We start from the raw sequence: 22,794 nt of genomic DNA, 5'->3' as shown, positions 1-22,794 counted from the left end.
CTCTCATCATATTTTAACATGTTATTTAATATTTATGAAATGTTATCATAATGTTTTGTTACATTGCTATTCTTGGAGAAATCGGTTATAAAAAGCAGCCTTTTCCTACTTTGCCCATTCTCTATACGCATTATTAATGGCATGTTAAAAGCTATTGTCATCATCGCACCCAAAGCTGCTCACGATAAACGTCAGCCTCTATAAAGATTGACCAAGCTTCTTATTAGACAATATTCGATTGGTGAAAAGCAGGCGAGCTGCTTTTCTGTTATAATAGGCTGTAGATGATGTACCGAAAGGAAGATACTGCATGAAATTTAATCACTTTTCTATCGTTGAAAAAACATTTGATGAACAGTTGCTCGAACTGGACCACCTTGGCTTTACCTGGTCTGTTTTCTGGGAAGAAAAGAAAATACTCAAAGACTTTTTGACTGTTTCTCCTGTGGAAAGCGAGGGACTCCAAGCAACATCTACAAACTCTTTCCAAGATTTTCTTGCTTCTGATCAAGAACTGACATGGGATATCTTTTGGACCATCAGTTTACAGTTGCTTGGCTTTGTTCCTCATTTTGAATTTCAGGTAGACCAAGCAGAAAAATTTGCAAAATCAATAAATATCCCTATGCTGGACGAGGAGAATCTCGACAGTGAAACCCTTATCCGAGCACTTTATCTTCTTCTGTGCAGCCGATGTAAAAATGGTATGACACTTGTTGAAAACTGGGTGTCCGAAGGTCTTCTTCCCCTAAGTAACACTTATCATTTTTTCAATGACAAGTCTCTCGCAACCTTTGATACTGCACAATTGATTCGTGAAACAGTTTGGGTAGAGTCAAAGGTTGATACTTATAATACGGGAAAATTTGACTTGATTAAGGTTCAAATTATCCGCCCGACATTTGAAGGCAAGCTTCCCGCTGTTATGACCGCCAGCCCTTATCACTTAGGAATAAATGAAATTGCTAATGACAAGCAGTTGCATGACATGAATGTCCCCTTGGATGAGAAGCCTTCTGGCAACATTAGTGTTGAAACTCAACTCCCCACCCTTCCTAACTATGAACAAGAAGTAACTCCGAAAGCTCAAACAGAAGCCTTGACACAAAAATTTACACATGGTTGGACTTACTCACTTAATGACTATTTCTTAGCACGTGGTTTCGCCTCTATTTATGTAGCAGGTGTTGGTACAATGGACTCTAATGGCTTTCAAACTTCTGGTGACTACCAGCAGATTTATAGCATGACAGCGGTCATCGACTGGCTAAACGGCCGCACTCGTGCCTTCATCTCACGTGATAGAGCACAGGAAGTTGCCGCTGACTGGGCCAATGGCAAGGTGGCCATGACTGGAAAATCTTATCTGGGAACAATGGCATACGGTGCCGCGACCACAGGTATTGATGGTTTAGAAGTCATCGTGGCAGAAGCCGGTATCACCTCTTGGTACAACTATTATCGTGAAAATGGTCTAGTTCGCTCACCCGGCGGATACCCTGGCGAAGACCTGGATGTCTTAGCGGCCCTTACTTATTCACGTAATCTTCAGGGCGCTGACTTTCTTGCTGCCAATGCGCAATATGAAAAGCAGCTTTCACAGATGCTTGAAGCACTTGACCGTACGACAGGAGACTATAACCAATATTGGCACGACCGCAACTACTTGCCACATGCTGAAAATACCAAGGCAGACGTGCTGATTGTTCATGGTTTGCAGGACTGGAATGTAACACCTGATCACGCCTACCATTTTTGGCAGGTGCTTCCTAAAGATGTAACTAAACATGCTTTCTTACATCGCGGAGCCCATATTTATATGAATAACTGGCAATCTATTGACTTTAGTGAAGCTATAAACAGCTATTTCACCGCAAAACTCCTGAACAGAGCACTGACTATAGATTTACCACCAGTTATCTTGCAAGAAAATGGCAAAGCACAGAGCTGGACTGGTCTCCAAGACTGGGGCGAAAAAGAAACGGTAACATTGCCACTGGGGAAAACAGCTGCTTCTATCCTAAAGTTTGAAAATCATTATGATGAAAAGACTTTCGATGCTTACAGCAAAAACTTCCAAAACTTCAAGAAGGACTTGTTTGAAGGCAAGGCCCAAGCTGCTCTTGTAGATTTAGAGCTTTCTGAAGCTATGCTGCTTAACGGACAGATTCAACTGGACCTTAAAGTAAAAGTTAACGACAATAAGGCAATTCTTTCGGCACAACTTCTTGACTTCGGTTCAAAAAAACGCCTGTCCGACCAAGCCCAAAACTTGGACTTGAAAGCCTTAGACCGCGGCAGGAATTTTATGCTAGAAAATCTGATGGAAATTCCTTTGACAGATAGTCCTTATCAACTTGTAACAAAAGGTTTCCTCAACCTGCAAAACCGCGAAGAACTCCTCACTGTTAGCTCCATACCCGAAAATGAATGGATGACTTTCAGTCTTACGCTACAACCAACAATCTATCAACTCGAAAAAGGGGATAAACTTCGTCTCTTGCTTTATAGTACTGACTTTGAGCACACTGTCCGCGACAATCGCGAGTTGACCTATGAAGTTGACCTTGGTTCTTCTAAGATTATTTTCCCTATCTCTTCTAAATAAATTTATAAAACAAAGCCTTTGCTGAAATAAGCAAGGCTTTTTTGTCTGAATAAAATTTTTAACCCCAGACAAGAAGATAAATGTCACAGTCACTTGTCTATATCGGTTTGAAACGTCACAGAAATGTTATAAAATAGTTATAAATATATCATTATATTGCAATCAAACACTTACTCCAATCAAGAAAAATATTCAGACAGTCAAAATGGCTAGAATGTAGGAAGAAAAACACATGTCAGACAGTCTCCTACAGACTTTTTCAAAATTTTTATATTGAAGCTCTTGCATTAGAGGAGACTAAAAACAACAAAAGTGAAAGCAACCTGCATTACGGAGGAGACACTTATGAAAAAGATAAAAAAGAAGCAACTCCCCATCACTAAAATCTTATTCACTTACCTGGCTATTTCTAAAATCATGTACTGGTATGAAACTGTCACGACTATGAATGGACTTGACTTGAGTAGCACTGCCCAAAAATTTTTGGAGCGCTTTATAAGTCGAGATCTGTTACTTATCATCGGTGTTATTCTATTTTATTATTTTGAAAAAATTATTTTTAACAAAAAAAGTCAAAAAGAAACGTTGAAACAACACATTATGTACTATGTATCGGGCTATCTCTCTATGATTGCTGTTTTACTATTTTTAATGCTTTTTGCTTGGCAAGGCTATGATAGAAGCCTTTGGATGGGAACACTTGTTGATGGAACTCTGGGCTACATTGTTATTATGATTGCTTTGAATGTCAAGGACTACTTCAAGTCTAAAAAAGAAAAAGCAGACCGAGATACTGTTAATCGTCCCGAAGACAGTATAGCCATGTTACATGCTTTGTTAGATAAGGGAATCTTAAGTCAGGAAGAATTTGAGGAGAAATGTCAAAAAATCGAAAATGAAACCTGAACTTTTTATCCAGTTAAAACTTGACCAGCTATTCCTCTCTTTACTGTACACACATAAAACACCATTTATAGAAAAAAAATAACCGAAAGTAGGACTGTAAAAATGAAAAAACTAAAACATATGCTGCGCCCTGCCCTCATGCTGCTTCTTGCAGCGCTTTCTCTCACAGCTTTTATTACACCAAGAGCGCCAGATTCGCCTCTGACCTCAGCTGCATGGGACACTGTGGAGTTTATGTCAACTGAACCACGGATGATTTTTTCGCCAGAACATCTAAGACGTACAGAAAATCATATTGTTCAGCGCTTGGAAGATGCAGGGTTGCCTGTAATGGTGACCGAACATGACTTGGTTCCAGAAGATAGCATCTTAGGTGCAGACAGGTTAAAACTTTGGGTGGAGAATCTAGGTTTTTCCCCTGACGTGATCGAATCAACCTCTACGCGGAATATCTATTCTTACATTCCGGGCACTTCCGACAAATTTGTGATTTTTAATGCACATTATGACAGTTTCCCAGATAGTCCAGGAGCGGCTGACAATGCTACTTCTGTAGCAGCTCTGTTGGAATCATTTATTGATTTTCATCAGCGGGGAGAAAAACCTGAAGTCGGGATACAAGTCCTTTTCTCTGATGGTCATGAGTTCGGCTTTGGTGCAGGACAGTTTGTCAAAGAACATCCTGATTTGTTAGAAAATACTATTTTTGCTTTAAATTTTGATGTCGTAGGTAATGGGCCAATCCTTCCTATAGGCGGTGCCAATGAGTTTTCCAATCAATTTTTCAAGGCAGTCTCTAACCCTACAGGTTTTTCTATCCTAGCTGATGCGCACCCTCTGGATGAAAGATTTTTTGCAAAAGCTGACATACCTGCCATGTCGCTTGTCAACTTTACTAGACCATGGCACTACCACGTTCCCAGCGATGTTATCGAAAACCTCTCTCCTGGAACTGTTACACACTCTATAGATGTCATGTCTAGACTCATGGAACAAGTTTCGCAAACAGAGTGGGCAGAGGATTTTGAAGCTGAAGCACCTACCACTCACTTTATGCTGGCTTACCATGTTTTCATCCAATATGGCGGAGTTGTAAGAAGTCTAATTTCTCTCCTCGCGATAGTTTCTCTTATCGGCTTAATCCTGCTCAAACGTCAAGAACTGCAAATCAGTCTAAAAGGAATTTTCACTTCCATTGCTGGGGTCGTGCTGCTGTTGATACTCTATGCTGGAATTTCCGTGGGTACTTTTATGCTCTTCTTTAGGACAGTGGATCATCACCCCTATTTAATCATTAGTGGTCTTTTGCTGGCAGTTCTTCTCCCTCTTGCCTCCTATTTTTATCTCAAAAGACTGGCTCGTTTTATACAGTATGAAACATTTGCCATTAGCATAGCTGGAGTCTTTCTCACTTTAGGTCTTGCCCAAGCAGTATTAATGCCAGGTACAGAGTACCTCTCACTCCTACCTGTGATATTAATAGCTGCAAGACTTTTATTTCCAAAGAATAAGATATTGTACTATGCTGCTGGAAGCTTACTCGGGCTACTGTACCTTCCGCTACTGTTTATCATGACTTTTGTGTTAGGGATGGCTTCACCAATACCAGCTTTGTACTATGTCCTGTTTATCATTATATTTTATGTGCTGTCTAAAAATTATCCTAAAAGTACAGCATCATGAACCAGTATGTCTTTAAGTAAAAGAAGGCCATCATTAAAACTCCGATGTTTAAATAAAACATCGGAGTTTTTTCATGGAAAATAGATAGCTTTGCTGGTATGAACCTTCATCCTGAGCACAGTTTTAAGATGATTTTAAAATACTCAAGGAAAGTTTATCCTATCTGTAAATTTCACTTCCTTATCTGATGAAGAAAACAGCTCCAAAATTCGGAGCTGTCTATCTAGAGTGTGTCTCTAAAGTGCACTGTGCTATTGCCTTCTAATAAGACAGGCATTTTTATTTTTTTAGTGGTTACTCTTTTTCTTCTTCTTGAAGAGTAGAAGACTCGTGCCTAAAAGGAAGACTAGTCCTAAACTAAGGAGCCATAGTCCTAGGCTTTCTCCGACAATCGGAAGATGAGGTCTTGGTTTATTTACTAGTTTCCCTGCATCAATCACTCCGGATACATCCTCTCTTACAGTTATCTCCCTTGGTGTTTCATCTAGGATATAACCGTCTGGGGCCTGAGTTTCAATAAAACGATAGCGCCCTGGTCCAGGCACACTTATGGTTACTCGGCCATCAGCATTAGACTGTAGATTTTCAGCCAATATATCCCAAGCTTGGGTTTCTGTATTGTAGGTTTCTACCTTAAATTTCGCACCTGCTAGTGGATTATCCTGCTCATCAACTTTCAGAAGTTGGAGTGCATTGTTCTGCACCTGTGGTCCCTCTACACGCTTATTCTCCAAAGTTCCGGCTTCAAATATTGGGCGTTCACCTGCAGTTATCGTCACTTCTTTTGGTGTTGTATTAAGGACATAGTTAGTTGGGGCCTGAGTTTCAATAAAGCGGTAACGCCCATCATTTTCTACATCAAGCCTTACGAAACCATCTGCCGTAGAAGTCAAACCTGTAGCAAGCGTTTCCCAAGTTCCATTGTTGAGGAATTCTACCTTGAATACTGCACCTGCTAGTGGATTTCCATTCTCATCCACTTTTTTCAGCTGAATGATTGTTCTCATATGGTTTTCGATCTCGCCAAAATAAACGGGATTGTCATTTGTTCCTACACCTCCGTCAACAATCGTTTTGACTTCGCTTATAGGATTTTCAGCCATTTCAAAACCTGGAGGTGCCTGAGTTTCGACGAAACGATAGTCTCCTGGTTCTCCCACAGCTGTATTAACTAGGCCTTCATTGTTAGAAGTTAAATTGTTAACATAGGTTTGCCATTGATTGGTCTGAGGGTTGCGTTTTTCAAGTCTAAAGACTGCACCGGCAACACCTTGATTATGTTGGTCAACTTTTTTCAGTTGAACGGGATAAACTGGAGTTGGTGGCAAGATTTCTGCACCTTGGAGATAACGATTGTAGATATTGACTGTTACATCGTTATTTCCGATAAGACCCGGAATAGTTACCTTGTAAATCGGTTGTTGACCTTGTGGCGTCGTTTGCAAGTCTCTTTCTATCTGAGCATTTCCTTCAAAGTCTCGGTTACCAATCTCATAGTTGTACTCTGTGATTGTGTATTCCCCAGGAAGAAGATCTGAAATTTTCTGATTCGTGCTCAAACCTGTCAAGTCTTCACGGTCAATCTCAATCGCTTCAAAGTTAGGGTCATCAGCTTTGGTAATCTCTATATAGAAGTTTTCTGGAACCTGATTCAGAGTCACCCCTTCAAAGTTCTTCGTCAAGTCAATGGAACCTAAAGGTTCATAGTAGTTGTCGAAACGGAAGACAATCTGACTGTTTTGACCTACGGTTACTGTTTGTGAAGTACTGCTTGTTTCGCCAGAATCGTCAGCATTAGCCGGGTTAAAGAGATCGACATAGCGCCAGTGGGCAAGTCGATGACGATAGCCTGCAACATCTGTTCCTGTTTCAGTAATCTTATAATTCCCCTCTGGTATTCCAGAGAAGTTCATACCGGCTACAGCCTCATCATAATTAAGAGTTCTTTCAAAACGACCAGCAGCATTTTCAGTAAATTCAAGGTCAGTAAGTGTCGCTGCATCATTGCCAGTAAAAGGCTGTTCTGCTGTTATTGTAACTTTAAAAGTATTTGCAACGAGAGCCAAAGCTGCCGCGTCCAAATCGTGGAAGACTTTCTGAACACGGAGCAATTCAGTTTCAGCTGCACGTGCATAGATATTGACAAAACTCACAACCCCTGTACCACCAGGTGGAACCGTAACGCGCTGCATCGTTGCTCCAGGAACATGAATATAATCAAAATCTGAAGGGTTACTTATCACATCGCCACCTGACTCCGTAACCGTGTAAGTGCCGGGTTGCAAGTTCAAAGGCTGACCATTTTCATCTTTAACATTAAGAGTAATTCTGCCGTTATCAGCTATGGCTTGCATAACCATACCCGGATCATTCAAATCAACCGTAGCCCTTCCAACCTCTTGTTGCAATAGACCGGTGCTTCGAACGACAAACTGAAGCGGTGCGATATCTAGTTCACCCGATTCAAGAACTTCTTGGAGCTCATTAAGACTGAGGTTCGTTCCATCCACATCTTGGAAGACAAATTCCTTCTGAATCTGGATCTGACCGTTATATTGAAGTTCAAATGTTCCGTTATTTCCTAGCTTATTTACAACGATATTATCGCCTGCAGCTCTGGTCGGATCTGGAGTAATAGTCTGTGTGCTCACCCAGGCATCGGAACCTGTCTCATTTTTCGTTTTGTTCACGACACGGTTACCGTCAATGTTCTGATAGAAAGGATTCGCAGTGCTTGGTTCAAAAGTCGCAAATGAATCATTTTCAACTGTTGGCGTTGACCAATCATTAGACCAAAACTGTGTTGGGACACTTTCTGGAGACTGACTGAAGGCTTCTAAAAGACGGGGCTCATCTAAAGCTACATCAAATTTGACTTGTATCGGCGCTTCGTCCCCCGATATGATAACATTCCCATTGTTTTCGTTAACTGTACGCATCGGTAAGAGTTCGCTTGGAATCCCCCAATGTACAAACTGGTCAGCTTCCAGAAGTTTTCGTGTTCCCGTTTCTCCGATACCATAGTCTGTCTCCACGTTTACATCTGCCAGAGCTGTGCTTACGCTAAAGAAGAGACGGCTGATACTCTCTTGACTACCAGTTACTTCACTATTTATCATTGCCTCTTGGAAAGGATATACTTCCACCTTTAAGGCAGCGTTTCCAGGATTTGTTATCCCCACATAGTGCCCATAGTTGTCAGCGTAGTAAGTGAAACGGCCATTGCCAAAGCTATTAAGGATAGCAGTAACTTCAGGTCCTTCAGGAAGCAGAGCTACTCCAGTAGAGCCGCCTTGACCTCGGACATAGTCAGCCAAAGTTCGGTTGAAATCGCTTGGTCTACTTTGTGAAGGCGTAAAGCTTCCTTTATCTGCAAATCTGATACTCTTCAAAGCAGTAAAGCTCATGTAATCTCCGAGAACATCGGAGAAGTCAAGAGAGCCAGAACCTAGGTCGCCCTCGCCCCCTATATCAACGATAGGTTTATTACTTGATTCTTGAATGCTGCTCGTGATTTGTTGAAAGGCTGCTCGCAGCTCCTCAATATTGCTCGCCTCAAAAAAGTTATCGGCATAGGCTATGTCAGCTGGCGCTGCTAGACTTGCAGTTGTATTCGCAATATTTACCGTACTTGCAGGAACATTCCATTGGTAATTGCCAAAGCCAGCGCGATACTGCGCTAAGAAGTTACCCGTTGCACCGTTAGTAAAGTTATTCAGTAGGGTTGTCATTGACGGCGCTGTTACAGTCGGGCCTGGAAGGTATGAAGAATTATTCCCTAAGAAGCTGTGACGAATGTTGGGGAGGATCTTATCTGTATTGGTCGGAGTCGGATTTAGAGTTGCAGTGATAAGCTCCCTTTGTGATTCTGTGGGTTGAACACCTGTAGAGATTGTGAAGAAACCAACACCAGCCTCTGGTTGTCCTTCATCGCCAGCAACATTCCCATTTGGGAAATAAGAAGCAGAAACTGTCGTTTTTCTATAAGCTGCTGTCAGAGCTGTCATCACGGCAAGACCTTGCTCACCGTAAGAGCCATCGCCATAAAATGGACCTTGACCTGGCGTTGCAACATTATCTATACGATTACCATTTGGACCTAGAACGACAGGGGCAGAAGAATCAAAAGCATAGTCCGGACGCCCCATAGTCGGCTCACCGTCAGTAAGCAATATCATATTGGGCCGGCGTGTAACTTCAGCTTCTTCTGGCAATACTTGCCCATCAGCATCAGTTACAGGAACATTAACCTGTTTATCTGTAGCAGTTTCTAGGATACGCGCAGATTCACGAATCCCCCACTGTGTTGGTGTTGAACCTACTACTTGGATAGAGTTAGCAACAGGATTAGTACCTCCTTGTCCTGCTGAAGCATTAACATTAACCGTATCTCCACTAGAGCCTAAGGTAAAGAAGTTTCCACTGGCATTGGGTACATAACGTCCCAGTTCTAAAACCTTTTCGACACGGGCATAACCACCCGAACGGCCGCCATAAGCAACTACAGCTACACGGTTAAGCGGGTTCGCATCTTGTAAAATACCTATCGCTTCGTTCAGAGCATCCACTAGCAGTGCGATACGTGAACGGCCAGCTCCTGGATCTATTTTGGTCATCGAACCAGAAACGTCAATAGTAAAGACGGTGTCTGCGGGAATCTGATAACCTTCCCGTGTTGGCACACTTTGTGACAGGGCTGAAAGTGTAACTTCAAAATCTGTTGGACCACCAAGCCGGTATACCGTTTTGTCTGTCCATACACGCCCATCATCTACCGTTGGAAGAGATGAAAAGACATTGGCTACATTATCTGTTGCAGGGTCAGCTGCCTTACTGCCTGGTACAACAGACCATGGATAAGTGGCTGTAGGCAATATAGAGTTCAAACCTAAGCCACGTGTTCTAGGTGCAGTATTTCCTCCTGTGGATGATGCTGTCTTTGCTGTTTCAGCCTTGTCTTCAGCTTCTTTTTCCGCTGCTTTTAAAGGTACTGTGAGAACCTGCTCACCCAAAGTGACCTGAATCTCACCATCTTTGATACTCTCTTTAACGATTTGTAATTTTAATGAGAAATTACCTGTACTTGCCTTCGTCAAACTCAGAGTGACTTTATTATCAGCAACCTTATAGGAGCTTTCGGGCAAATCAGCAAGAGTGTTCTCTTCCTCTGTAGGCACAGTATCAACACCAGACAAGGTGATTTCTGCTGTTTCAGCTTCTTTTCCTTGTCTTACTTCACCCTTCAGAAGGATAAATTCTGGTTTATCCGCATCATCTAACTCAGCCGCAGTTAAGTGGACTCTTGGTAAATGTTCGTCAAGGTCTAAGGTATCAGCTATAGCTCGAAGAGAGGAGGCAGGTAAAACTTGCATCACTAGTAAAGCCAACGCAGCTATATTCATTACTTTCAAAAGTAATTTACTCTTCATAAAACGGACTCCTTTATAGTTTCAATGTTCCAAGAATGTTTTTTACACATTCCTATCCTATTTTACGTTTTGCATAACTTAAGTTTAACATAAGTTTTGTTTTTGTCAAATTCTTTTCTTTATTTATACATTCGATAAATGAAAGTAATTGTGAAATTTTTCTGTCTTTTTTAATTGTGAAAAACTGAAAATAGTGATTTACGTTTCACAGGATTTGTTATAATTAAAGCCATGTATAAATCATTAATTTACGAGTCCTTTGGTCAGCCCCATCAAGTTTTAAAATTCCAAGAAAGACAGCAGCCCAGCTTACAAGATCAAGAACTCCTTGTAAAGATGCTCTATGCGCCTGTCAATCCTTCTGATCTCATCCCTATTACTGGTGCCTATGCGCATCGGATAAATTTACCTGCGTTTGCTGGTTATGAGGGGGTTGGTGTTGTTGTAGGAGTCGGTACAGGGCTGTCTGAGGAACTCATAGGTAAGCGTGTTTTACCTTTGGAGGGGGAAGGAACCTGGCAGACATTTGTCAAATGCCCCATGACTCATGCGTTTTTTGTCCCTGATCGCCTTGACTCTCTTTCTGCCAGCCAACTTTATATCAATCCGCTGACGGCTTGGATTCTGTGTACAGAAGTACTCGCATTAAGACCTGGACAAAAACTTGCTGTAAATGCTGCTGGTTCTTCCCTAGGTCAACTTTTTGCACAACTTTCACAGATACTGGGATTCGACCTTATCGCCATTACACGACATCCTGAGAAACACAAACTTTTAAAAGAACGTGGTGCCTACGAACTACGTACAGACTTGATAGGTTTACAAGTCGATGCGGCCATTGATTGCGTTGGTGGGCAAGCGGGGACAGATTTGGCTGCTTGTGTCCGACAGGGTGGAAAGTTTCAAGCAGTTGGTCTTCTTTCAGGAAGACAGGTTGATTGGGGCAAATTAGCAAAACTTCCTATAGAGGCTGGTATTTTTCATCTGCGCCATTGGAATGCTCAGCTTAGTCCAGAAGAATGGCAAGACAGGATGAAGCTCTTAGCAAAGCTCGTCATGGATGGTCGTCTACTCATCAATCAAGACCTTGAGTTTGTAGCATTTGAACAGCTTATCAAAACTCTCGAGCAAACACATAAAAAGAAACTTCTTATTAAATTTACATAAAAACGCCCAAGGAATTAAGAAAAGTTGTCATCATCTTCCTCAAAAAGCCGCCCTAACACACTCTCAAAAGAATTGTTGTGTAAATAACCTTCAATTCCTAGAAACATTCGCTAAATCTCAACTCAAAAAAGCCGTCTTGGGACAGCTTTTATAAACTTTACTGTGATTTATTTTTTAGCAATTACTGCCACAGAAATATAATAAACGCACAAAGGACTTGTGCGTTTATTTTCACTCTTTTACAAGAATTGTGCCATATGTTCAAGAACTTTTTCTTTTCCTAAAAGGGCAATGGTTTCAGGTAATTCTGGACCATGCATGCTACCAGAAGCAGCGATACGAATCGGCATCCAAAGATTTTTTCCTTTAACACCTGTTTCTTTTTGTGTTTCTTTAAAAAGTGGGAAGATGTTTTCGGCAGTAAAATCTTCCAATGCTGCGAGTTTTTCACGGAAAGTAGCCACTACGACTGGTGAAGTTTCTAAATCCATCATTTGGCGGGCTTCGTCTGTGAGTTCTGGGAATTCTCCAAAGAAGAGGTCTGTTAACTCCAGAATTTCTTCGGCGTATTTCATTTGTGGTTTGTAAAGTTTAACCAGTTCTTCCGCACGTGCATCAAAGCGCCCAGCTGCTTCAAGGAAAGGTTTTGTCAATTCGTATACAGGTTCAAACTCTGCATGCTTGATGTATTCGTTGTCCATCCACTCCAGTTTCTTTTGGTCAAAGGCTGCTGGAGATTTACTCAAACGTTTTTCATCAAAGAGTTTCACCAACTCCTGTGGGCTGAATTTTTCTTGCTCGCCCCCTGGGTTCCAGCCTAAGAGAGCGATAAAGTTGAAAATAGCCTCTGCCATGAAACCTTTGTTACGGTAATCTTCGATAAATTGAAGCGTGTTGGTATCACGTTTGGACAACTTTTTGCCTGTTTCAGAGTTAATAATCAATGTCATGTGACCAAAGACAGGTGCTTCCCATCCTAAAGCTTCATAAACCATCAACTGTTTCGGTGTATTCGCAATGTGGTCATCTCCACGAATAACGTGTGAAATTTGCATGTCATGATCGTCTACTACGACAGCAAAGTTGTAAGTTGGGTAGCCATCGCGTTTTTGAATAACCCAGTCACCACCGATGTTCCCACCTTCAAACTCGATATCGCCTTTAACCATATCTGTCCACTTGTAAACAGCGGTTTCATTTACAGAGAGGCGGACAACTGGTGTAATTCCTGCTGCTTTGCGTTCTGCAATATACGCTTCTTTCTCAGCTTCTGACATTCCCGCATACTCATTAACATAATGCGGCGCAATACCTGCTGCTTCTTGCGCTTCATGATCCGCTTCAAGCTCTTCAGGTGTTTTATAAGAATAGTAAGCTTTGCCTTCACTTAAAAGTTGATCAATATATTTTTGATACAGTTCCAAACGTTCTGACTGACGATAGTTTTCATGTGTTTCTGGGCTTTCATCCCAGTCAATCCCCAACCAACGCAAGTTTTCAAGTTGAGAACGTTCACCATCTTCTACATGACGCTCACGGTCAGTATCTTCAATGCGGATAAGGAAGTCACCACCATAGTGACGTGCAAAAAGATAGTTAAAAAGTGCAGTACGTGCATTACCGATGTGTAAGAGACCTGTTGGTGAGGGTGCATAACGCACACGAATATTATTAGACATAGTTTTCTCCTGTTCGTTTCAATCCCTTTTATTTTATCATATTCTGAGCAATGTTTCTAACAGTGAGTCATTATAAAATCATACTGTAATCAAAGAAACATTAGCTTCATTGACTCTGTGCTAATGCGCATGTTAAAATAAAGATATGACTAAAATTACATATGGCAAAGCAAAAATCACGGACATTGATGATGTGATGCATATCGAGGAGACCTCTTTCCCAGAAAATGAAGTCCTCTCACGCGCTTCAATGTTAGAACGCCTCCAAGTCATTCCTGAGCGATTCTTCGTTGCTCGAAATGAAGAAGGCAAGGTTGTCGGTATTCTTGTAGGACCAACTTCTGACAAGTGTTATCTGACAGACGATATGTTTGAGAAAACAGAAGCCAGTCGTCCAACAGACCGCTTTCAAATTATCGTCAGTCTCGCTGTAGATAGTGAATACCGTGATTTAGGTATCGCTACCTCCTTACTGGATTTGATGAAGGAAGCTGCAGCCGAAGAAAGTCGTCAAGGCATCAGCCTTACTTGTGTCGAAAATCTCATTCCTTACTACGAACATTATGGATTTGTTTCCAAGGGGATTTCTGACTCACAACTTGCGGGAGAAACCTGGTATAACATGGTTCTTCCCCTATAAAATAAAAAAGTGCTGCTTGTTGTTAAGCAGCGCTTTTCTTATCCATTAATTACTTCATCACTGTCCGTATAAACCATGTCGTATAAATCAGCTACAGGTTTACATGTCAGTTTACCATAAGCTGCATTAAGTCCTTCTTTGAGCCCCGGATTAGCTTTTAGTGCTTCTTTATAACCCTTGTTTGCTATAGACAAACCATTTGCCAGTGTCGCATTGTTTAAGGCTGCTGTTGAAGTAACAGGCACAGCTCCAGGCATGTTTCCTACACAATAGTGGATAACACCTTCTTCTTCAAAAACAGGGTTGTCATGATAAGTCACGTGAGAACTTTGACAAGTTCCACCTTGGTCAATCGCTACGTCGACAATGACAGCTCCTTTTTTCATCAGCGGCAAATGTTCACGACGAATAAGCTGTGGCGTTGCAGCCCCTGGGATAAGCGCAGCCCCAATCACTAAATCAGCCTTAGAAATCAACTCTTTTACTGCATGATCCGTACTGTAAACTGTGTTTACACGTCCTTCATATAGTTTATCCAGCTCTGTCAAAGCATCTAAGTTCACATCAACTGCTGTAACATTAGCATGCATTCCGACAGCCATAGCAACAGCATTACGTCCTACAACTCCTGCACCACCTAGAACAAGGACATTGGCAGGAAGAACTCCTGTTACACCCCCAAGCAAAATACCACGGCCGCCAAAAGGACGTTCCAGATACTTCGCACCTTCTTGAACGGACAAACGTCCAGCAATTTCAGACATTGGCTTAAGAGCTGGAAGTGCGCCGTTGCGATCACGAATTGTTTCATAGGCAATTGCAACAATTTTCTTATCCAAGACTGCCTTAGTCAAAGCTTTATCTGCTGCAAGATGGAAATAGGTATAAAATATTTGTCCCTCACGCATCAATGCGTATTCTGGCTCAAGCGGCTCTTTCACCTTAATAATCATGTCCGCAGTTGCATAAATCTCCTCTGCAGTCGGCAAGATTTTACAACCAACAGCTGTGTAGAGTTCATCCGGATATGAAGATCCCTCACCCGCTCCTTTTTGGATGTAAACATCATGTCCAGCAGCCACATAAGCAGCTGCAAACTCTGGTGCAAGTCCCACACGATATTCATGCTTCTTAATCTCTGTTGGAACACCTATTTTCATAAATTTATCCTCCATATAGATATATGCTCTGGGGGATATAGCCCCCTTTTTATTTGAAACCTTAGTTTAATAAAAGTAATTGTGTAACCACTTTCATAATTAGAATAACATTTATAAAGTTTTATTGCAACTATAAACTTATGAACATTTTTAGAGTTCCAAACAAAAAAAGAAGTCCGTAAACTTCAGTTAAAATCAATGATTCGGGCACCTTCTTTAAAATTTTCGTGCAGTAAAGAACGGATGCTGAGTTTAATAATCGCCATATTTGGCGCATTTTCATGAAGATTAAGTATATTACTTTCATGTTTGACAAGTTCTTTTGCAGCTATTCCCTGTACGATTTCTGCATGAATTTGGTTGGAAGACAGACGCTCACCTTTTTCCAAGCTATCAAACCAAGTTGTAAAGGAAACCTGAGGATTTTCTTTTATATCCTGAACCTTGTGGGCTTTCTTATCAGCCACCATATACCAGACATTTTCTTCATGAACAGATTGAACAAAGCTCATAATCGTCGTTGCTTGTCGCCCTTCTGATGTCTGACAGCTTAAAGCAAGGTAACCTGGTAAGGCCCCCAGAATACGGCGTACTTCTCCGCCTTCACCCTGGGAGCCAACGGTAGTTGCCTTTTTGTTACTTTTTAAAACAGTCAATAGAACCAAAGGCAAGGTCAACACACCATAAGAAACAAGCAGGGCAAAAGCAAAAGTTAAACTTTTATTTTCTAAGAAGTCCGAGCTCACAATGGCTATCAGAACAAGTGCCGCGAATAGATAAATGAAAAAAAGTTGTGCAAAGCGTTTAAAATACATATATCTTCCTTATTTTTCTTCCTTCAAATTATCACTTGCTTATTTAGAGTCAACCAGATCGGCAAAAATCATACGTCCTGCACTCGTTTGTAAAACTTTCGCTACCTCAACTAATACTTTCTTATCAATCATCTTAGCAGTATCTTCAATGACAATCATTGTCCCATCAGGAAGATAAGCCACGCCTTGTTGGCGTTCTGATCCTTCACGAATGATAGTCACTTCAACTTGTTCTCCTACAATAAGCTGTGTTTTTACTGCATTTGCTAGATCATTAATATTAAGGACAACTACACCTTGAATTTCTGCAACTTTATTGAGGTTAAAATCATTTGTGACTAGCTTTGCACCAATCTCGCTTGCATAACGCAATAACTTTGTATCAACCTCACGAACATCCTCGTAGTCTTTAGTAGAAATTTCAACATTGTCAAATTCTTTTAATGAATTAACCAGATCCAACCCGCGGCGCCCTTTAGCACGTTTAAGTGGATCAGCGCTATCTGAAATCAATTGTAATTCTAACAAAACAAAGTTAGGAACGATGACCTTATCGCTAATAAATCCCGTTTTAAGCACATCTAAAATTCGCCCATCAATGACTGAACTTGTATCCAGAAGCATCGAAGAACGAGAGGTTTGCTCTTTATCAGCCTCAGCGGACTTATCTGCTGGGGCTGTTTCTTTTCTTCTACGAAATACAATTTTAAAGATTTCGTCTCCCCGCTTATCAAAGACGGTGTAGCCCAGATAAAGTAAGCCAACAATCAAAACAAATGAAATAATGTTGCTCAGTACAGGTACCCCTAATAAAGACAAGGGGATTGTCAGTAGAACACCAACCATCAAACCTAAGATGGCACCAATAAAATTAAATACCATTTTTGAGAGATTAACTCTGGTTATTTTTTGATCTAACCTTTTCAAAGCCCTCATCAAGAAATTGGACATAAAAAATGAAAAAATAACAAAAATAATTGCTCCAATTAACCCATTTACAATTTCTTGATTAAAAGCATTGGCATCTTGACCAAAGAGATGCCAAACCCATGGAAGGATCGTGATGCCTATGGAGGCGCCCACAATACCCATCAGAATATGAATTATCCAACGACGCATAAGACTTCCTTTCTATTCTCTAGCCTTAATTTTTGATAAATATAAAGTTCTGTGTCAATTATATCACACATCATGATAAGATACTTGTTTATCTCTTTATGTAGTTAAAACTTTATAAAAAAGATCAAGTACAGTCCGAAAACCCCAAGAGTATTTAAGAAAACAAAAAATGCTAATTTTTACAATTAACATTTCAGACTGTAGACAAATAACCTCAAAATTTGAGGCTACTGAAAAACGACAAGATAATAAAATCTTATCGTTTTAGACTGTCGAATCTATTTCTTAACTTAATGACATTGTATCACCCCTAGGTCCTTTTTGTACTTATTTCTTATTTAGAAAATCTTTAATTAGTCCTGAAACTGATACAATCAGAATAACAACCAATAAAATATTTATGAGTAATTTACCAAAGCTTTCAACCCCAGTAAAAAATATAAAAACTAGTCCAACTATAGCTAAAGTTGTCATTGCTATTTGATATTTGCTTTCTTTCATTGCCATCCCACTCCCCATACAATAGCATCGCTTCCTACTACAGGGATAAATTGAGGGGAAGAATTAAATACAATTCCTCCAGGAATAAATTTTCCTACTGATAATCCTAAAATACCTAGCGCGGCTTGAACAGCTTTAGCAGGAACATAAACACCGGCTATAACTAATCCAGCACTGGCTGCATATTGAGTCTGTGCTTTATTTATACCAATACGAAGTCCCCACCAATAAACATGTAAATAAGTAGAACCATCATGATATTTCCCCATGGTCGATACTTGAATCTCTTTAGCTGTTTTTTCATCATTTGCAACAACTACAGAGTCCTCATTTTGAACTGTGTTTTCTTTAGGAGTAGAAGCAATGATTTTTTCAACGATACATTACTTGTGTCAACCCTTTTATTTAAAGCAGAAATTTCTTCTTCTGAAGCGTTGTTCGGGATTTTTGATTTATCAATTTCAAATTTTCCAGTTTTCTCATTCAAGCTTACAGCATTATCAAAACGATTAATAAAGTCATCGTTCACTTTCCCAGCTTCAACTGGTTTCACAGGTCCACTTTTTTCATCACTGACAGTATCCAAAGCTACTAATTTTTGGCTGTGTGGAGTATTATTAACTTGGGGGTTATAAATGCTTTCTTGATAATTTTGAGCAGTTGTATGTACATAAGCACCACTGCTAAGAAGTAACAACATTACACATGATAGTGTAATTTTAAATTTTTTCTTTTCCATAAAACTTTCTACTAGAAGTCTTTGTAATTAATCTGACAATGACAGCATTGCTAATTCCAGAAAATTCAAATTAATTAAAATAACCAATGCACAATCCGACTATAGACAAAGTTGATTTGGCTTTGTTTATAGCCAGACCAAAAAATGATAAAACTTTGACTTAATTATAATAAGACTTTCTCAACCACTCTTACATTAGGCTATAAGTTTACTTAAAATAAAAACTACAGAGGTAGGGCAGAACCCATGAAAGCCGTTCCTAGTATTTGGCTGTCTCTAAGATACGGAGTAATGTTTTTATTAAATGACTTGACTTCTGGACTTTGTGTTTTGCCAACAAATGTGATTTGAAGACGTCTCAATACATTAGATATAGGAGTGCCCTTTTCCATTAAGTTTATTGCAATAGAAACTTTTTCTTTTTCGAAATTAGTGCTATTAGTATTTCCAAGAATTCTTTTTAAATCCTTTAAAATTTCATCTTCCAAAATTTCTATTGTTTTTTTAACATTAATCCCCCCTTATCCATAGTTTTGAACTGCTTACATTGTATCGATGTGTAAGCGCTTTTTCAAGAGTGTGGTGAATGACAAAACATGACAAATTAGAATTTTTTATCTGCAGTTATTAAAAAAATTATGTTTTACTATTTTCTGGATATTTGTGTCATTCTGCTTAACATAAGCAACTTTATGAAGACTCTCCTTTTATTTTATCTAAGTAGTAGTTAAAATAAGTCTTTTGAATGGTGACTAAGGCCGAAACTTTATAAGTATTCCCGCTCTTCAATGGAGTTGGGGCACTGTCAATTTGGTGGATTGTTCCGGTTAGAATTTCTATTTTTGGAAGGATCTGTTGAATCGTAAAACGAACCTTTTGACCTGGCTTAATCCCAGAAATTTGACCGCTTGAATATAGGAAAAGAGATAGACTGGAGTCTTGTTTTTAAGATTGAGAAAAGAAAAATTCCGATTAAAATCAGTTTATTTTCACTACACAAGAAACAGCCTCAAAATTTGAGGCTGTTTGTCTGCAGTCTAATATTTTATTCTTCTCATTGAGATAGTTCTTTTAACCAAATACTTTTTTCAAACATTCAGACAGAGTTGTCACACCAACGACTTTTAAATTTTCTGGAATATCCACACCTGCTAGGCTATTCTTAGGTGCATAGACCTTTTGAAATCCCAATTTACTTGCCTCATTAAGTCGCTGCTCCATGCGTGTCACACGCCGTATCTCACCAGTCAAACCTATTTCTCCGATGAAACATTCACGCGCATCTGTCGGCGCTTCTTTATAGCTTGAAGCGATAGCTACTGCAACTGCCAAGTCAATTGCTGGTTCATCCAGTTTTACACCACCTGCTGATTTCAAATAAGCATCTTGCTGCTGCAAAAGAAAGCCTGCACGTTTTTCAAGTACGGCCATAATCAAGCTCACGCGGTTAAAGTCTAAACCAGAAGTTGTCCGTTTGGCATTACCAAACATGGTTGGTGTAGTTAGCGCTTGAATTTCAACTAGGATTGGACGTGTTCCCTCCAAAGCACAGACGATAGCAGAGCCTGTAGAGCCTTCTAAACGTTCTTCTAGGAAAACCTCACTCGGATTTGTCACTTCAACTAAGCCACTGCCCTGCATCTCAAAGATACCTATTTCATTGGTAGAACCAAAGCGATTTTTGACTGCTCGCAATATGCGAAACGTATTTTGACGTTCCCCTTCAAAATAGAGCACGGTATCTACCATATGCTCCAGCATACGTGGTCCTGCAAGCTGTCCTTCCTTTGTCACATGTCCTACGATAAAGGTCGCAATGTCATTAGTTTTTGCCAACTGCATAAGTTCTCCGGTCACTTCACGGACCTGACTTACGGAACCTTGTGTACTTTGAATTTCTGGTGTCATGATGGTTTGAATCGAGTCAACAATCAAAAAGTTTGGCTGCAAGCGCTCAACCTCGTTTCGGATACTTTGCATATTGGTTTCTGCATAAAGGTAAAAGTCAGTGTCAATATCACCTAAGCGCTCTGCACGCAGCTTAATCTGCTGGGCAGACTCTTCACCACTAACATAGAGCCCTCTTCCTCGAGAAGCAAGTTGCGTTGATACTTGGAGTAGAAGTGTGGACTTACCAATCCCGGGATCACCCCCAATAAGTACAAGACTGCCGGGAACAACGCCACCACCGAGCACTCTATTAAACTCCTCTAGGTCTGTCTCAACGCGTGGTGTGTCAAAAAGTTCAACTTGATCTAACTTCATGGGTTTTGAGCGTTCACCTGTAAGACTGATGCGCTGATTTTTAACTTCCTGCACTTCAACTTCTTCAACAAAGGAACCCCACGCCCCACAGTTTGGACAACGTCCTAGTTTTTTTACAGATTTATAGCCACATTCTTGACAGAGAAATGTTGATTTTTTCTTTGCTATTTTAATGTCCTCACTTCTATTTTTATAGACTTTTATTCATATTTTTGGTAAAATTATTAGTGCTTGATGATGCAGCCCATTCGTAAAGCAACAAGTTAGCCGCTGTAGCTCAGTCGGTAGAGTTAGAAGCAGCGCTTCTAATCGGCAGATAAAGATTTGCGAAAGCAAATCCTCCTCTGTTGCTCTCCGAGTGGGCGAAAGCAATAAGTCAGCCGCTGTAGCTCAGTCGGTAGAGCAACACCATGGTAAGGTGGAGGTCGATGGTTCGATTCCATTCAGTGGCATTATATATACTAGTTCAATCCTTATGGTTGAGCTTTTTATTTTAACTTTGTGCCGAATTTGTGTCTAATTTCTTTACTTTATGATACATACATTTTAACAAAGAACAACAAAAATAGCTTAAACTATTGTTCAAGCTTCAGACCGTAGACAAACAGCCTCAAAATCTGAGGCTGTTTTCTTGTATTCATAATGAAAAGTAATTTCAACTGTAATTCTCTCTTTTTTAGACCAAAAAGCAAGCTTTCTTGCTCCCTATTTTTTAGCACTTTCGCCAGTTTCTTCATATTCATGCTCGCAAAAGTCAGGGCTAGCTTTTTCTCCATCTGCCCCAGCCCAATTTCATTGGTATATCTCAAACCATGATATTCCTTCCCTGTGCCAAAGATCCGCTCGATGGTCTCTCTGCGCAAGAGATAGATGCTCTTAAAGAAGCCTAAACGCCTAATCTGCTCAACACCATCCAAATCATCCTGCCAAATATGCCGTGTGATAAGCTTGGTTTTATTGGCAGATTGGGTACAATCTGACAAGAGCGGACAAGACTGACAAATTTTCGCATTACTCTTATACTCATGATAGCCTAATTTATTAGTTGTAGAATAGTTTAGCCACTGACCTTGGGGGCAAGTATAGCCATCAAACTCACGGTCATATTTAAAATCTTTCTTCCTCAGCCCTGCTTTCTTGCCTTTGGGACGAGTATAAGGAAAAACAGGTGTAATCCCCTGTGTAATCAAGAGATATGCAAGGGCTGGCGTTTTATAACCAGCATCCATCACCATCATTTCTATCTGATATTTTGCTTCTAAAACATCAAAAAGTGACTTGAAAGCTCTTGAATCATGTTCATTACCTGGGTGCACAGTAAAACCCAAAACTCAGCTATTTTTATCACAAGCAACCTGTGCATTGTAGGCAAAAACGTGTTTGTGCTCTCCTTTTCTAAACCAGCCAGCTTCCGGGTCTGTTTTAGAAACTTTAATATTTTTAAGCTCAGTGTCGCTTCTTTCTAAGGGCTCTTTTTCGTGACGTTCACGCTCCATTTTGATTTCGGATTTGAGGGTGTCTGCGTAAAAGAGGGCTTCATTTGCGACTTCTTGGTTTTCATACTTATGGCTATTGGCATGGGCATTGATGTGGGTACCGTCTATGAAAACTACAGATTCATCCACTAATTCTGCCTGTCTCGCCTGTTCTAAAATACCATAGAAAATTTGTTCAAAAAGATCCGTATCTTTGAACCTGCGGGAATAAGATTGCCAAAGGTTGAAAAATGGGGGACATCATCTTCTAAGCTCAAGCCTAAAAACCAACGGTAAGCATTATTAACCTGAATCTGCTTGATGGTCTGGCGCATGGAACGTATGCCTTCAAGATATTGTAAAAGAGGCAATTTAATAAGTAGGACGGGGTCTAGAGATGGTCGACCACTGTCATCGCTATAAAGCGGCGCAACCAAATCATAAATGAAATCAAAATCAATGTCGCGTAGATAATGGTCTTGCGGGACCAGCTCGTCTAAAGTGTAGAAGCCGTATTGATTGCGGGGGAAGTCTTTGTTTTGTTTTTTGAACATAAGCAGCTCCTGTATCCGTTTTCTTTTAGTCCATTATAGCATTGAAGAAACAAA

General features: G+C 40.3%; 15 protein-coding genes, 1 tRNA gene and 1 pseudogene. 6 read left to right on the top strand and 11 right to left on the bottom strand.

Annotation, left to right across the window (positions count from 1 at the left end; genetic code table 11):
• Positions 1-310 precede the first annotated feature (310 nt).
• The 3 genes from B4H39_RS06935 to B4H39_RS06925 all read left to right on the top strand — a co-directional run bounded on the left by B4H39_RS06935 (position 311) and on the right by B4H39_RS06925 (position 5,197).
• Entirely contained in the window at positions 311-2,608 is a 2,298-nt protein-coding gene (locus B4H39_RS06935; RefSeq protein ID WP_251422486.1) for a Xaa-Pro dipeptidyl-peptidase, read from the top strand.
• A 345-nt stretch (positions 2,609-2,953) separates the two neighbouring features.
• A complete protein-coding gene (locus tag B4H39_RS06930; protein WP_251422489.1) occupies positions 2,954-3,514 on the top strand; it encodes an SHOCT domain-containing protein in 561 nt (186 codons plus the stop codon).
• A 102-nt stretch (positions 3,515-3,616) separates the two neighbouring features.
• On the top strand, positions 3,617-5,197 hold the full coding sequence (locus tag B4H39_RS06925) for a M28 family metallopeptidase (protein WP_251422492.1): 1,581 nt from the start codon (positions 3,617-3,619) through the stop codon (positions 5,195-5,197).
• A gap of 287 nt (positions 5,198-5,484) precedes the next feature.
• On the opposite strand, the gene B4H39_RS06920 is transcribed toward B4H39_RS06925, so the two are convergent.
• Complete coding sequence (locus B4H39_RS06920; protein ID WP_251422495.1) at positions 5,485-10,626, bottom strand: VWA domain-containing protein; 5,142 nt, start codon at positions 10,624-10,626, stop codon at positions 5,485-5,487.
• A 231-nt stretch (positions 10,627-10,857) separates the two neighbouring features.
• On the opposite strand from B4H39_RS06920, the gene B4H39_RS06915 reads away from it, so the two are divergent.
• Positions 10,858-11,793: a zinc-dependent alcohol dehydrogenase family protein gene (locus B4H39_RS06915; RefSeq protein WP_251422498.1), complete on the top strand. Its 936-nt coding sequence runs from the start codon at positions 10,858-10,860 to the stop codon at positions 11,791-11,793.
• A gap of 239 nt (positions 11,794-12,032) precedes the next feature.
• Here the strand turns inward: B4H39_RS06915 and gltX are convergent, their stop codons facing one another.
• The gene (gltX, locus tag B4H39_RS06910; protein ID WP_251422501.1) at positions 12,033-13,472 is read right to left on the bottom strand and encodes a glutamate--tRNA ligase; all 1,440 of its coding nucleotides are present in this window, start codon (positions 13,470-13,472) and stop codon (positions 12,033-12,035) included.
• 145 nt (positions 13,473-13,617) lie between these two features.
• Between gltX and B4H39_RS06905 the strand changes: the two genes are divergently transcribed.
• Positions 13,618-14,112 (top strand): GNAT family N-acetyltransferase, encoded by a 495-nt coding sequence (locus B4H39_RS06905; protein ID WP_251422502.1) that lies wholly within the window; start codon positions 13,618-13,620, stop codon positions 14,110-14,112.
• A 38-nt stretch (positions 14,113-14,150) separates the two neighbouring features.
• On the opposite strand, the gene ald is transcribed toward B4H39_RS06905, so the two are convergent.
• From ald to radA, 8 genes are all read right to left on the bottom strand, one after another.
• Positions 14,151-15,272: an alanine dehydrogenase gene (gene ald / locus B4H39_RS06900; protein WP_251422505.1), complete on the bottom strand. Its 1,122-nt coding sequence runs from the start codon at positions 15,270-15,272 to the stop codon at positions 14,151-14,153.
• A gap of 185 nt (positions 15,273-15,457) precedes the next feature.
• Positions 15,458-16,087, bottom strand: coding sequence for a pyridoxamine 5'-phosphate oxidase family protein (locus B4H39_RS06895; RefSeq protein WP_251422508.1), 630 nt, complete (start codon positions 16,085-16,087; stop codon positions 15,458-15,460).
• Positions 16,088-16,126: 39 nt separating this feature from the next.
• Positions 16,127-17,206, bottom strand: a complete 1,080-nt coding sequence (locus tag B4H39_RS06890) for a PIN/TRAM domain-containing protein (RefSeq protein ID WP_202229786.1) — start codon at positions 17,204-17,206, stop codon at positions 16,127-16,129.
• Positions 17,207-17,533: 327 nt separating this feature from the next.
• The gene (locus B4H39_RS06885) at positions 17,534-17,713 is read right to left on the bottom strand and encodes a hypothetical protein (RefSeq protein WP_251422511.1); all 180 of its coding nucleotides are present in this window, start codon (positions 17,711-17,713) and stop codon (positions 17,534-17,536) included.
• Complete coding sequence (locus tag B4H39_RS06880; RefSeq protein ID WP_251422514.1) at positions 17,704-17,976, bottom strand: hypothetical protein; 273 nt, start codon at positions 17,974-17,976, stop codon at positions 17,704-17,706. Before B4H39_RS06880 ends, B4H39_RS06885 begins: the two co-directional genes overlap by 10 nt.
• Positions 17,977-18,023: 47 nt before the next feature.
• Complete coding sequence (locus B4H39_RS06875; RefSeq protein WP_251422517.1) at positions 18,024-18,446, bottom strand: hypothetical protein; 423 nt, start codon at positions 18,444-18,446, stop codon at positions 18,024-18,026.
• Between the two features lie 224 nt (positions 18,447-18,670).
• Entirely contained in the window at positions 18,671-18,934 is a 264-nt protein-coding gene (locus B4H39_RS06870) for a hypothetical protein (protein ID WP_237459880.1), read from the bottom strand.
• A gap of 583 nt (positions 18,935-19,517) precedes the next feature.
• Positions 19,518-20,879: a DNA repair protein RadA gene (gene radA / locus B4H39_RS06860; protein WP_251422549.1), complete on the bottom strand. Its 1,362-nt coding sequence runs from the start codon at positions 20,877-20,879 to the stop codon at positions 19,518-19,520.
• A gap of 211 nt (positions 20,880-21,090) precedes the next feature.
• Between radA and B4H39_RS06855 the strand changes: the two genes are divergently transcribed.
• Positions 21,091-21,163 (top strand) — tRNA-Thr (locus tag B4H39_RS06855).
• A 123-nt stretch (positions 21,164-21,286) separates the two neighbouring features.
• On the opposite strand, the pseudogene B4H39_RS06850 reads toward B4H39_RS06855, so the two are convergent.
• Positions 21,287-22,740, bottom strand: a pseudogene (locus B4H39_RS06850) (IS1182 family transposase).
• Between the last annotated feature and the right edge of the window lie 54 nt (positions 22,741-22,794).

The sequence above is a fragment of the Lactococcus sp. UBA7128 genome, from assembly GCF_002492185.1.
Taxonomy (GTDB): domain Bacteria; phylum Bacillota; class Bacilli; order Lactobacillales; family Streptococcaceae; genus Lactococcus; species Lactococcus muris.
This window is presented reverse-complemented; position numbering and strand designations above follow the sequence as displayed.

Coding starts and splice junctions, on each gene's coding strand:
- ald (WP_251422505.1), bottom strand. CDS start 15,272: ATGAAAATAGGTGTTCCAACAGAGATTAAGAAGCATGAATATCGTGTG.
- B4H39_RS06895 (WP_251422508.1), bottom strand. CDS start 16,087: ATGTATTTTAAACGCTTTGCACAACTTTTTTTCATTTATCTATTCGCG.
- B4H39_RS06890 (WP_202229786.1), bottom strand. CDS start 17,206: ATGCGTCGTTGGATAATTCATATTCTGATGGGTATTGTGGGCGCCTCC.
- B4H39_RS06935 (WP_251422486.1), top strand. CDS start 311: ATGAAATTTAATCACTTTTCTATCGTTGAAAAAACATTTGATGAACAG.
- B4H39_RS06885 (WP_251422511.1), bottom strand. CDS start 17,713: ATGGCAATGAAAGAAAGCAAATATCAAATAGCAATGACAACTTTAGCT.
- B4H39_RS06920 (WP_251422495.1), bottom strand. CDS start 10,626: ATGAAGAGTAAATTACTTTTGAAAGTAATGAATATAGCTGCGTTGGCT.
- B4H39_RS06880 (WP_251422514.1), bottom strand. CDS start 17,976: ATGGGGAAATATCATGATGGTTCTACTTATTTACATGTTTATTGGTGG.
- B4H39_RS06925 (WP_251422492.1), top strand. CDS start 3,617: ATGAAAAAACTAAAACATATGCTGCGCCCTGCCCTCATGCTGCTTCTT.
- B4H39_RS06915 (WP_251422498.1), top strand. CDS start 10,858: ATGTATAAATCATTAATTTACGAGTCCTTTGGTCAGCCCCATCAAGTT.
- B4H39_RS06930 (WP_251422489.1), top strand. CDS start 2,954: ATGAAAAAGATAAAAAAGAAGCAACTCCCCATCACTAAAATCTTATTC.
- B4H39_RS06905 (WP_251422502.1), top strand. CDS start 13,618: ATGACTAAAATTACATATGGCAAAGCAAAAATCACGGACATTGATGAT.
- B4H39_RS06875 (WP_251422517.1), bottom strand. CDS start 18,446: ATGGAAAAGAAAAAATTTAAAATTACACTATCATGTGTAATGTTGTTA.
- gltX (WP_251422501.1), bottom strand. CDS start 13,472: ATGTCTAATAATATTCGTGTGCGTTATGCACCCTCACCAACAGGTCTC.